The sequence below is a fragment of the Streptomyces misionensis genome (genome assembly GCF_900104815.1).
Taxonomy (GTDB): Bacteria; Actinomycetota; Actinomycetes; order Streptomycetales; family Streptomycetaceae; genus Streptomyces; species Streptomyces misionensis.
Genome location: NZ_FNTD01000004.1, coordinates 4,939,703 through 4,951,802, shown reverse-complemented (window position 1 = coordinate 4,951,802; position 12,100 = coordinate 4,939,703). Strand labels below are relative to the sequence as shown.

Sequence of the window (12,100 nt, the reverse complement as noted above, 5' to 3'; positions counted from 1 at the left end):
GCACGGCGTCGGCGGTACCGGTCCCCGGGGCCCGCGCCCCCAGCCACCCCGGCCAGAACCTCCGTCAGGGCCCCGCGGCGTTCAGCGGCGGCGCAGGTCCGCGACCCTCGGCCGGTCCGCGGGGGACGGCTGGTCGTTCAGGGGTGGGGCGGAGCGGAGGGTGCCGCCGGGGAGCTGGCCCCTGCGTGGCCCCGGCAGCTGGGCGCGGCGGGTTGCCGGGACCTGGTCACCCCCCGGGTTCCCGCTCGCCCCGGCCACGGCGATCTGCACCCCCTGATCGGCGAGGGCCTGCAGTTCGGTGGCGGCACGGTCGTCGTGGGCGGGCGGTTCGTCGGTGACCAGACGGGTGATGAGATCGGTCGGCACGGTCTGAAACATCGTGTCCGTGCCCAGCTTGGTGTGGTCCGCGAGGACCACGACCTCGGCCGCGGCCTGCACCAGCGCCCGGTCGACGGAGGCGGACAGCATGTTGGAGGTGGACAGGCCCCGCTCGGCGGTCAGACCGCTCCCCGAGAGGAAGGCCTTCGACACCCGCAGCCCCTGGAGCGACTGCTCGGCCCCGGAGCCGACGAGGGCGTAGTTGGACCCGCGCAGGGTGCCCCCGGTCATCACCACCTCCACCCGGTTCGCGTGGGCCAGTGCCTGTGCGACCAGGAGGGAGTTGGTGACCACCGTGAGACCGGGCACGCGGGCGAGCCGGCGGGCCAGCTCCTGCGTGGTCGTACCGGCTCCGACCACGATCGCCTCGCCCTCTTCGACGAGGCCGGCGGCGAGATCGGCGATCGCCGTCTTCTCGGCGGTCGCGAGATGGGACTTCTGCGGGAAGCCGGACTCCCGCGTGAAGCCACCCGGCAGTACGGCACCGCCGTGCCGGCGGTCGAGGAGTCCTTCTGCCTCCAGTGCCCGCACGTCCCGCCGTACGGTCACTTCGGAGGTCTGGACGACGCGGGCGAGTTCACGGAGCGACACCGCACCGTTCGCTCGCACCATTTCGAGGATCAATTGGCGACGTTCAGCAGCGAACACGAAACTGACAGTAACCCCAGCGACCGTCTGCTTTCAGCAGTTTGCGCCGAATAACAGAAGTTGTTCGCATGGCGGTAGGCGAAGTGGTATAGGACCTACCCACCACGACTATGCCGGACGCATACCCGGCAACTCCCCGTGACCAGCGGGGAGTTGCCGAGGCCGTCAGCCTTCCGCGCTCGCCTTGCGGGTGTGCAGCTGCCGGGCGACCTCCGCGATCGACCCCGAAAGGGAGGGGTAGACCGTGAACGCGTTCGCGATCTGTTCGACCGTCAGGTTGTTGTCCACGGCGATCGAGATGGGGTGGATGAGTTCCGAGGCGCGCGGAGCGACGACCACACCGCCCACGACGATCCCCGTGCCCGGCCGGCAGAAGATCTTGACGAAGCCGTCCCGGATGCCCTGCATCTTGGCGCGCGGGTTGCGCAGCAGCGGCAGTTTGACGACCCGGGCGTCGATCTTGCCCGCGTCCACGTCCGCCTGCGTGTAGCCGACGGTGGCGATCTCGGGGTCGGTGAAGACGTTGGAGGAGACCGTCTTGAGGTTCAGCGGGGCCACCGCGTCGCCCAGGAAGTGGTACATGGCGATCCGGCCCTGCATGGCGGCGACGGACGCGAGCGCGAAGACACCGGTCACGTCACCGGCGGCGTAGACGCCCGGCGCGGTGGTGCGGGAGACCTTGTCGGTCCAGATGTGCCCGGAGTCGCGCAGCTTGACGCCGGCCTCCTCCAGGCCGAGGTTCGCGCTGTTCGGGATGGCGCCGACGGCCATGAGGCAGTGGCTGCCGGTGATGACCCGGCCGTCGGCGAGGGTGACCTCGACGCGGTCGCCGACGCGCTTGGCGGACTGCGCGCGCGACCGGGCCATGACGTTCATGCCGCGGCGGCGGAAGACGTCCTCCAGGACGGCGGCGGCGTCCGGGTCCTCGCCGGGCAGCACCCGGTCGCGGGACGACACGAGGGTGACCTTGGAGCCGAGGGCCTGGTAGGCGCCCGCGAACTCGGCACCGGTGACACCGGAGCCGACCACGATCAGCTCTTCCGGCAGCTCGGTGAGGTCGTAGACCTGGGTCCAGTTGAGGATGCGCTCGCCGTCGGGCTGGGCGTCGGGCAGCTCGCGGGGGTGGCCGCCGGTGGCGATGAGCACGGCGTCGGCGGTGAGGGTCTCCTCGGTGCCGTCGGCGACGGTGACGACGACCTTCCTCGACCCGTCGAGCGCCTGCATCCCCTCCAGGCGTCCGCGACCGCGCATGACCCGGGCGCCGGCGCGCGTCACGGAGGCGGTGATGTCGTGCGACTGCGCCAGCGCGAGCCGCTTGACCCGTCGGTTGACCTTGCCCAGGTCCACGCCGACGACGCGGGCCGCCTGCTCCAGCGGCGGGGTGTCGTCGGCGACGATGATGCCGAGTTCCTCGTACGACGAGTCGAAGGTCGTCATGACCTCGGCCGTAGCGATAAGGGTCTTCGACGGCACGCAGTCGGTCAGCACCGACGCTCCGCCCAGACCGTCGCAGTCGACGACGGTCACCTCCGCCCCGAGCTGCGCGGCCACCAGCGCCGCTTCATATCCGCCGGGTCCGCCACCGATGATCACGATCCGAGTCACGTACTCCATTGTCCCGCACCCTTCAAGGTGCTACTGCCTGGGGGCGGCGGTGACCCTGTTCACGGGACAAACCGCTCCACCCCGCAGGGGCACCACCGGCTCCCCCACGGGGCGCGTTCCGGCGCTGCCGTACCCTCTCCCCATGTCGCTCTATGCCGCGTACGCCGGCAACCTCGACGCCCGGCTGATGGCCCGCCGCGCCCCCCACTCCCCGCTGCGCGCCACCGGCTGGCTGAACGACTGGCGGCTGACCTTCGGCGGCGAGCAGCTCGGCTGGGAGGGCGCGCTGGCCACGATCGTCGAGGCGCCGCCTGCCCAGGTCTTCGTCGGCCTGTACGACATCGCCCCCATGGACGAGGAGTCCCTCGACCGCTGGGAGGGCGTCGGCCTCGGCATCTACCGGCGCGTCCGGGTCCGCGTCCACACCCTGGACGGCGAGCGGCCGGCCTGGACCTACGTCCTCAACGACTACGAGGGCGGACTCCCCTCGGCCCGGTATCTCGGCGAGGTCGCCGACGCGGCCGAATCCGCCGGCGCACCCCACGACTACGTGATGGAGCTGCGCAAGCGCCCCTGCTGAGCCGCACCGGCGGCCATCTCGCGGTTACTTCGGGTAACAGTTCGTCGGAAACGACAAGACAACGATCGCGATCCGGTGAGGTCTGTCATCTACGCGCGTAGGCGAAGAGCGGCTACCCTCGTGCACGTGAACGCATCTCTTCTTCCGGACGACATCCAGGGCGATCCCTACGCCGCCGCCGACGCCGCCGCCGCGCGCCTGCGCGAACTGACCGGCGCCGAGACCCACGACGTCGCCCTCGTGATGGGCTCCGGCTGGGCTCCGGCCGTCGACGCCCTGGGCGCCCCCGACGCGGAGTTCCAGGTCACCGAGCTGCCGGGCTTCCCGCCGCCGGCCGTCGAGGGACACGGCGGCAAGATCCGCTCGTACTCCTCCGGTGACAAGCGCGCCCTGGTCTTCCTGGGCCGCACCCACTACTACGAGGGCCGCGGCGTCGCCGCCGTCGCGCACGGCGTCCGCACGGCCGTCGCCGCCGGCTGCAAGACCGTGGTGCTCACCAACGGCTGCGGCGGCCTGCGCGAGGGCATGCGCCCCGGCCAGCCCGTCCTGATCAGCGACCACATCAACCTCACGGCCACCTCGCCGATCGTGGGCGCCAACTTCGTCGACCTGACCGACCTGTACTCGCCCCGCCTGCGCGCCCTGTGCAAGGAGATCGACCCCTCCCTCGAAGAGGGCGTCTACGCGCAGTTCCCCGGCCCGCACTACGAGACCCCGGCCGAGATCCGCATGGCCCGCGTCATCGGCGCGGACCTGGTCGGCATGTCCACGGTCCTGGAGGCCATCGCCGCGCGCGAGGCCGGCGCCGAGGTCCTGGGCATCTCCCTGGTCACCAACCTGGCCGCCGGCATGACGGGCGAACCCCTCAACCACGAGGAGGTCCTCCAGGCGGGCCGCGACTCGGCCGCCCGCATGGGGGCGCTGCTCGCCCAGGTCCTGGGCAAGCTGTAGGACCGGGCGCCGCGGGACCGCGGCGCTCACCGCGGGGCGGGGCGGCGTAGGGGCCGCCCGGCCCCGGCGACCGCCCGGCGCACGGGCCGCCGCGGTGCCCGTACCGCCGCCGCACCGCCCGCCACGCCGCGACACACCCGCGAGGCCGCGCCCCGGGACCGAGTGCCGCACGGGCCGTACCGCCGTCCGATCCCCCGTCGGCCGGTGGCGGCCCCGGCTCGTTCACTCCTCGGCCGGGGGACCGGCGGGGCGGGCGGGCAGAAGGAGCGGGGGCTGGGGGCGGAGCCTCCAGGGGACCAGGCAGACACACGAGAGGTTGATCCCAAGGTGCACGACGATCTCATCGCCCGGGCCAAGGCGTGGCTCGCCGAGGACCCCGACACGGACACCCGTGCCGAACTCGCCGCGCTGATCGACGCCGGTGACGTCGAGGAACTGGCGGCCCGCTTCGGCGGCACCCTCCAGTTCGGCACCGCGGGGCTGCGCGGCGAACTCGGGGCCGGCCCGATGCGCATGAACCGCAGCGTCGTCATCCGCGCCGCCGCCGGTCTCGCGGCCTACCTGAAGAAGAACGGCACCCCGCACGGGGGCGACGACGCCGGCCTCGTGGTCATCGGCTACGACGCCCGCCACAAGTCCGCCGACTTCGCCCGCGACACCGCCGCCGTGATGACCGGCGCCGGCCTGCGCGCCGCCGTGCTCCCCCGCCCGCTGCCCACCCCCGTGCTGGCCTTCGCGATCCGGCACCTGGGCGCGGTCGCGGGCGTGGAGGTCACCGCCAGCCACAACCCGCCCCGGGACAACGGCTACAAGGTGTACCTGGGCGACGGCTCCCAGATCGTGCCGCCCGCCGACGCGGGGATCGCCGCCGAGATCGACGCGATCGCCTCGCTGAACGACGTACCGCGCCCGGAGTCCGGCTGGCGGATCCTGGACGAGTCGGTCCTGGAGGCGTACCTGGCCCGCACGGACGCCGTGCTGGCCGCCGGTTCCCCCCGCACCGCCCGCACCGTCTACACGGCGATGCACGGCGTCGGCAAGGACGTGCTGCTCGCCGCGTTCGCCCGGGCAGGCTTCCCGGAACCGGAGCTGGTCGCCGAACAGGCCGAACCCGACCCGGACTTCCCGACGGTCGCCTTCCCCAACCCGGAGGAGCCGGGCGCGATGGACCTGGCCTTCGCCCGGGCCCGCGCGACCGGCCCCGACCTGGTCATCGCCAACGACCCGGACGCCGACCGCTGCGCCGCGGCCGTGCGCGACGGCGGCGACTGGCGCATGCTGCGCGGCGACGAGGTCGGCGCGCTGCTCGCCGCCCACCTGGTGCGCCGCGGCGTGAGCGGCACCTTCGCGGAGTCGATCGTCTCCTCCTCCCTGCTCGGCCGGATCGCCGGGAAGGCGGGGCTGCCGTACGAGGAGACGCTCACCGGCTTCAAGTGGATCGCCCGCGTCGACGGGCTGCGCTACGGCTACGAGGAGGCCCTCGGCTACTGCGTGGACCCCGAGGGCGTGCGCGACAAGGACGGCATCACCGCGGCCCTGCTGATCACGGAGCTGGCTTCGGAGCTGAAGGAGGAGGGCCGTACCCTCCTCGACCTGCTGGACGACCTCGCCGTCGAGCACGGCCTGCACGCCACCGACCAGCTGTCCGTCCGCGTCCAGGACCTCTCCCTGATCGCCGACGCGATGCGCCGCCTGCGCGAGCAGCCGCCGACCGAGCTGGCCGGCCTGGCCGTCACCCGCGCCGAGGACCTGACCAAGGGCACGGACCGGCTGCCGCCGACCGACGGCCTGCGCTACACCCTCGACGGCGCCCGCGTCATCGTCCGGCCCAGCGGCACCGAGCCCAAGCTGAAGTGCTACCTGGAGGTCGTCGTCCCGGTCGCGGACCACGCCGGCCTGCCCGCCGCCCGCACCCGCGCGACGGCCCTCCTGGACGCCCTCAAGCGCGACCTCTCGGCAGCCGCGGGCATCTGACCCCACGGCCCCCACGGCCCCCACCGAGCAAGGGGCACCCCCGGACCCCCGACCGTCCCGGGGGTGCCCCTCACCCGTGTAACAGTCTGGCGTCAGGTGCCGGCACCGGCATCCCCCTCGGCAGCCGTTCGGTGCACCGTAATCGTGACGAGTCCGCCTCAGGGACGGGGGAACCATGGCGCATTCGACGGCGTGCCCCGGGTGCGGCCGGGCCACGGCCACGTGGTCCACGCGGTGCGGTGCCTGCGGTACACCCCTGAACGGCCCGAAGCCGGCCGCCACGCGGTCCGGCGCGCTCGGCACCACGCCGCAGACGGCCAGGGGGCCCACCACCTGGGGCGGCGGGCAGGCGCCCCCCGCCACGATCCGGTGGGGCGGTGGCCTGGACGTCACCAGGTACCTGTGCGCGGCCACCTACCTGGACCGCGCCTACGCCGAGTTGCTCATCCGGCAGATCGCCGCGGAACCCCACCTGGGTGTGGGGGCGGCCCCGGCGTGCGACGTGCCCGTGGTGCTCCGGCACGCCTACGTGGCCAATGCCCGCCGCCACCAACGCGACCTGCTGCTCAGCCTGCTGCTGGTGCTGACCCTGTTCTCCCCGGCCTGGTTCCGCGGCTTCGCGAGCACCCCGCTCCTGCTGTTCCTGTCCTGGATGACCGTGCTGGTCTTCGAACTCTCGACCCGATACGGCCGCCACTTGCAGAACCTGCGCCCGAACCGGTTCGACCCGGCGGCCGCGCCTCCTCCGCCCAACGGCGACGTCGCCGCACGCCTCGGCGAGATCAGCGCGTACGCCCACGGCAACGTCACCGCGTACAGCGGGTACTCCCCCTTCGTCGGATACGGGGTCCCGCTCGACTCGTGGTCCCTGACCTTCGACGTCACCGCCCCGGGCCCGCTGGGGGGCACCCCGCAGGACTTCGACGTGACGGAGCTGTACGAGCACGTCGCCCAACGCCTCGGCACCCTGTCGCTGCCCTGCCTGGAGATCGAGGAGCGGCTCTTCGTCGAGGGGACGACCGTCCTCGGGGACACGCGCTTCCTCGCCGACCCGCTCGGCAGGCCCGTCCCGCGGATCGCGCAGAGCCAGATGGACGAGTTGAAGCGCGCGCCGGAGGAAGGCGCCCGCCCCTATCTGGCGGTGCACTCCACGGGCTGGGGCGGCGACCTGGTCACATCGCTCTTCCTGCGCTTCGTCCGCTCCGACTCCAACCTGTGCGTGGAGGCCGTCCAGACGGTGCTGTTCCCCCTCGACGACCGTTACCGGATGATCGACACGCTCATGCCCCGGCCGTCCCTGCGCGGGACGGCCGAGCTCATGACGGCGACGCTGTTCAGCACCCCGTTCGTCATGCTGGCGGCGCCCGTGCGCGCGGTCACGGGCTTCTCCCCCGACTACTGGATCACCTGGCGGGTGCGGCGGCAGAACAAGCGCATCACGTCGCTCCGCCGGTTCGACTACGGGGCGCGCTGGGGCGTACGGCAGCAGGCCGCCGGCGACCGGCACCAGCGCCATTTCCAGAAGGCCGACAGCGGCCTCGCCCTGAAGATGATCGAGAGGCGTGCCCTCGACGCGCTGATCGAGTTCGCCGAGGCGCGGGGCATCGACGTGAGCGAGCTAGTCCAGCGTCAGCAGCTGATCGTCAACAACGGCATCATCGCGACCGGCGGGGCCCAGGTGACATCCAGCTCGATCGCCTCCGGCAGCCAGTCCCGCATCTCCATGCGCCTGCTCAACAAGATCCCCCTGGTGAACACGGATTGACGCCCGCTCGGCCACGGAATCTCCTCAAGGGAAGGCAGCTGCACTCATGGTGAGGAATCACGGGATCATCGCCACCGGCGGTTCACAGGTCGCCGGGAACGCGGTCGCCAGCGGCAGCAACGCGAAGGCCGAGGTCCAGGGCGGCGGCCCGGTCCAGTCGGCCGGGGACCGGCAGTACACGCCCGAGGAGATCGGCGGCCTGCTCACCCGGCTGATCGAGGAACTGGGCCGGTCCGCGCATCCCGAGCGCGCGGACCTGATCGAGGCCGCGCAGGACGCGCGGGACGAACTCGGCTCGGCCGCGCCACGGGTGGGCAAGCTGAAACTGATCTCGCGGGCGCTCGTGGACGCCGTGCCTGGCGTCACCGCGCTGGCCTCGCTGGCCGCGACGATCGAAGAGGCGATCCGCGCGCTCTAGCACCGGACCGGCGGCAGCGCCCGAGCCGAGCATCGGGCACTGCCGCCGGGACCTGACTACAGGTCGGGAAGCCCGTGCCGCTTCCAGATGCCCCTTCCGCACAGCACCGCCCCGCTGTCGGTCTTCCAGAGTTTGTCGTACCCGCACGCGTCGTTGGGGGCGCCGCCCGGGTACACCCTCGTGAGCCGGACGGTGTACTGGTACTTCTGCGGGATGGAGGCGTCGCACGGGGTGACCGCGTTGAAGTACATCGAGAGCGACTTGCCGTCGGCCTCGGCGAACATGCACTGTCCGGCCGCGTAGTTGCGGTCCAGGCAGAGATTGGTCTCGGTGTAGTCGCTGTTGTGGTGGTACCAGGTCAGGTCGCTGGAGCCGCAGCTCCCGTCCTCGACGGACGCCACCCGGAAATAGGCGTCGGTGGCGGAGCAACTGACCGTGGTGGGCGTGGAGGAGGACCACTCGGTGTTCTCGTACTCGTAGTAGTCACTGATGCAGTCGTCGGCGGAGACGGCACCGAACGCCTGGTCCTCGGCGCTGGGCGCGGTGGTGGCGGGGTCGGTGTCCGTCGCGCCGCCGCTGTCGCTGCCGCCGCTGTCGCCGTATCCGCCGTCCGTGCCGCTGCCGCTGCCGTACGTGGCGCCGCCGCTGTCGCCGTATCCGCCGCTCGTGCCGCCGTAGGTCCCGGTGGTGGTGCCGGCCTGGGTGCCCGCGGGCAGGCCCGTGCCGCTCGTCGCGGAGCTGGAACCGTCGTGGGAGTGGGTGCTCACGAAGGCGATGACGATCACGATCAGGGCGGCGGCGACGGCGGCGGCCCCCTTGTAGGCGGACCAGTTGACGGTGGGCGGGTTTCCTCCCGGACCGGACGTGGTCCCCGTCCGCCGCCCGCCACCGGGCCGCTGAGGTGTCGAGGCGGTGGACCGTGGCGGCCCCTTCCGGGCCTTGGGCGGCGCGGCGGGGGTGGTGGACGCGGTGGCGCCCGCGGCTTTGAGCTGCTCGGCCCACGTGGCCGGGGTCGGCCTGCGGGCCGCGTCGGGGGCGAGGCCGGCGCGGGCGAGGTCGCCGAGGCCCGGGCTGAGCGCGGCCAGGGCGGCGGGATCGGTGGCGGTCTGGTCCCGGGCGAACAGCCGGACGGCGAGCAGCGCGAGCTTGTAGACGTCACTCGCGCGGGTGGCCTTCTCCTCGCCCGGCAGGACCTGCCAGTCGGGTGTCTCGGCCTGGGGCAGCACGGTGGCGCCCCGTACCCGCATGGCGTCGCAGTCGATGAGGAAGCACTCGGGCCGCGGGTCCGTGGTGAAGAGCAGGTTCTTGGGCGAGAGGTCGCCGACCGTGATGCCGATGCGGTGCAGCCGGGCGAGGGTGGCCGCCAGGTCGGCCAGGATCTCGAACCGGTCGCGTTCGCTGATGGTCAGGCCGATCCCCGCGACGTACGCGTCGTCGTTGAGCAGGTATTCCAGGTTCGCCAGCCGCCTCGTTCCCGTGGAGGTGCCGGACAGGCTCCGGAAGGAGAAGCGGAACCGGTCGGGGACGGCGCGCATGAGGAACCCACAGGCGCTGCCCTGGCGTTCGACGACGGCCGCGGGCCAGGCGCACTTCTCGCACAGCCACTGGCCCTCCTCCGCGCTCAGCTCGCCGAGCAGTCCCACCTGCGCGGCCAGCGCGGCCGCGTCGAGATCGGGCAGCACACCGGCGGCGTACTCCTTGTACGCCACGTCCCAGCCGCCGCCGTCGGCCTCGTTGATCCTCTTGTTGGTGACCTGGTGGACCGTGCCCTGGCCGCCCTGCCCGAACTGGCGTCCCAAGGCGAGCGTGCTGTGCTCGACCACCGGTAACGGCCGGGGACTCATCGTGGCTCCGCCGGGGGGTCCGGCCAGACGACCAGCAGGGTGCGGTCGTCGTCGAAGGTCTCCCGGGAGAAGTCCAGCAGGTGCGCCAGCCAGAGCGCGGGCGGCGGGCCGGCGAGGTGGCGGGCGAACAGGGCGCCGACCTGGCCGTCCCCGTCGCCCAGCGGATCCTCGAACCCGTCGGTCCCGACCAGCAGCACGTGGCCGGGGTCCAGCCGGACGCGGACCGTTTCCAGCGGGTCGGGGACATGGGGCAGCGGTGTCACCTCGTTCGACACCACCAGGGCGTCCGAGGAGGTCTTCGAGCCGAACAGCGGCTGGTACCGCCCGCTGGACGGGTTCAGCAGCCAGGCGCCCGAGTCCCCGACACGGCAGATCTCGGCCACGGGTCCCGCCGGGCCGGGGCGCACCGCACCCGCGGTGAGCGTCGTCGCGTAGAGGTCCGCCACTTCACCCGGTCCGGGGTCGGCACCGTCCAGCCGCCACCGGGCGAGCTCCCGCAGCCGCTCGGCGGCATGCCGGGCCACCTCCGGGAAGTCCATGTCTCCGCTGTCCTGCGACAGTTGGTCGAGCATGCGCTCCACGGCCGCCCGGCACGCCTCGATCGCCCCCTGCTCGGAGTTCGCGGCGCTGGAGACGCCGTCGGCCACCGCGAAGACGATGCCGCCGGTGGGTTCGTGCACCGCGGCGCGCGCGGCGTCCTGGCGCGGCCGGCGGTAGTAGCGGTGCTTGGCCCCGCGCACCGAGGCGAAGCGCAGCGTCAGCGAGGACGTCGACCACCCGTCGCACTCGGTGTCCGGGAAGTCGTAGGCGTACCGGCCGGGCGGCCGCGCCTCGAACTCGGGGCCGGGCACCCCTACCGCGACCCTCCGCCAGGGCTCGGGCCCGGGCCCGGCCACGGGTCCGGCCGGTGGTGCGGCGGGGTGGTCGCCTCCCGGGAATCTCACTGGCCGACCTCGTCGATCGCCATGGTGAACTGGTCCGGGCGGTTCACCACCAGCTGTGGGCTGCCCGAGTTCAGCGCCCGGCCCGAGGCGACGAGGCTCGCGGTGAGCGCGTGGAAGAACTCGGCGACCGCCCGGCCGATGTCGGTCCCCGGCTTGGCGACGAAGGCGAACTCGTCGCGCGTCGCGACCTCGACCATCGTGTGCGCCTGGGCGTCGCCGATCCCGCAGGCCACGATGTTCGGGGCGGTCGGTGTCGTCGCCTTGTCGGTCAGCAGGGCGTGGGGCCGCCGCCAGGCCCCGCCGTCAGTGGGCTGCCCGTCGCTGAGGAAGAACACCACCGGGCGGTGGACCTTGTACCCCTCGCCCCGCAGCCACTGCACGTCGGAGGGGATACGGTCCAGGAGGTCGTCGAAGACCGCCTCGTAGTTGGTCAGGCCCCGGATGACGACCTGCGGCAGGCTGGTCTCGGTGCGCATGTCGGCCACCGCGAGACGCACCTGCACGTCATCGGAGAATCCCAGCACCGCCAGCCGCAGCTTGGCCGCGATCATCGGCTCGGCCCGGAGCCCCTCGCACAACGACACGAGGCCGTTCGACAAGTCCTGCCGGTACGGCCCCATCGACTGCGACTCGTCCGCCAGCACATAGGCCGGCAGCAGTACGCCCTTGGTCTCCGCCATTCAGTCCGTCTCCCGTTGTCTGGTCCGGTCCGTCGTGTCGGAACTGTGCAGGGATGACTGAACTCCTATATGTATCCCCGTAGTTGAAGTATGTTCCGGCTTGGGCGCGGAGGCTAGCGATACGGGGTGGAGCTTCGGTGGTGAATCGCTCATCGCACGACGGATCCGGCGAACCGAAGCTGCCGACCTGGCGGCAGACCCCCCGTGCCGTGCCACCGCCCCTGGGGCGACCGGCGCCGCTCCCCTCCCCCCGCTCCGGCGCGGCCGGGACCGCCGCCCAGGGCGGACCGCCCCGAGCGGCGACGGACGCGAG

The 12,100-nt window shown here is 72.7% G+C and carries 10 protein-coding genes; 5 read left to right on the top strand and 5 right to left on the bottom strand.

The window, feature by feature from the left end:
* Positions 1 to 81: 81 nt before the first annotated feature.
* On the bottom strand, positions 82 to 1,026 hold the full coding sequence (locus tag BLW85_RS24275) for a DeoR/GlpR family DNA-binding transcription regulator (RefSeq protein ID WP_071828695.1): 945 nt from the start codon (positions 1,024 to 1,026) through the stop codon (positions 82 to 84).
* A 165-nt stretch (positions 1,027 to 1,191) separates the two neighbouring features.
* On the bottom strand, positions 1,192 to 2,640 hold the full coding sequence (locus tag BLW85_RS24270) for an NAD(P)H-quinone dehydrogenase (RefSeq protein ID WP_071828694.1): 1,449 nt from the start codon (positions 2,638 to 2,640) through the stop codon (positions 1,192 to 1,194).
* A gap of 133 nt (positions 2,641 to 2,773) precedes the next feature.
* Between BLW85_RS24270 and BLW85_RS24265 the strand changes: the two genes are divergently transcribed.
* From BLW85_RS24265 to BLW85_RS24245, 5 genes are all read left to right on the top strand, one after another.
* On the top strand, positions 2,774 to 3,211 hold the full coding sequence (locus BLW85_RS24265; RefSeq protein WP_070026156.1) for a gamma-glutamylcyclotransferase family protein: 438 nt from the start codon (positions 2,774 to 2,776) through the stop codon (positions 3,209 to 3,211).
* 126 nt (positions 3,212 to 3,337) lie between these two features.
* Positions 3,338 to 4,162, top strand: coding sequence for a purine-nucleoside phosphorylase (locus BLW85_RS24260; RefSeq protein ID WP_070026157.1), 825 nt, complete (start codon positions 3,338 to 3,340; stop codon positions 4,160 to 4,162).
* A gap of 327 nt (positions 4,163 to 4,489) precedes the next feature.
* Positions 4,490 to 6,136 carry a phospho-sugar mutase gene (locus BLW85_RS24255; RefSeq protein WP_070026158.1) on the top strand — a complete coding sequence of 549 codons (1,647 nt, stop codon included), beginning with the start codon at positions 4,490 to 4,492 and terminating at the stop codon, positions 6,134 to 6,136.
* Between the two features lie 175 nt (positions 6,137 to 6,311).
* On the top strand, positions 6,312 to 7,901 hold the full coding sequence (locus BLW85_RS24250) for a zinc ribbon domain-containing protein (RefSeq protein ID WP_208624890.1): 1,590 nt from the start codon (positions 6,312 to 6,314) through the stop codon (positions 7,899 to 7,901).
* A 46-nt stretch (positions 7,902 to 7,947) separates the two neighbouring features.
* On the top strand, positions 7,948 to 8,319 hold the full coding sequence (locus BLW85_RS24245; RefSeq protein WP_070026159.1) for a hypothetical protein: 372 nt from the start codon (positions 7,948 to 7,950) through the stop codon (positions 8,317 to 8,319).
* Between the two features lie 56 nt (positions 8,320 to 8,375).
* Here BLW85_RS24245 and BLW85_RS24240 read toward each other — a convergent pair whose 3' ends face one another.
* The 3 genes from BLW85_RS24240 to BLW85_RS24230 are packed head-to-tail and all read right to left on the bottom strand — an operon-like array spanning position 8,376 to position 11,787.
* Complete coding sequence (locus BLW85_RS24240; protein WP_143060460.1) at positions 8,376 to 10,163, bottom strand: serine/threonine-protein kinase; 1,788 nt, start codon at positions 10,161 to 10,163, stop codon at positions 8,376 to 8,378.
* Entirely contained in the window at positions 10,160 to 11,107 is a 948-nt protein-coding gene (locus tag BLW85_RS24235; RefSeq protein WP_079172407.1) for a protein phosphatase 2C domain-containing protein, read from the bottom strand. The genes BLW85_RS24240 and BLW85_RS24235 overlap by 4 nt, the downstream gene beginning before the upstream one ends.
* Positions 11,104 to 11,787, bottom strand: coding sequence for a vWA domain-containing protein (locus BLW85_RS24230; protein WP_070026162.1), 684 nt, complete (start codon positions 11,785 to 11,787; stop codon positions 11,104 to 11,106). The genes BLW85_RS24235 and BLW85_RS24230 overlap by 4 nt, the downstream gene beginning before the upstream one ends.
* Positions 11,788 to 12,100: the final 313 nt, after the last annotated feature.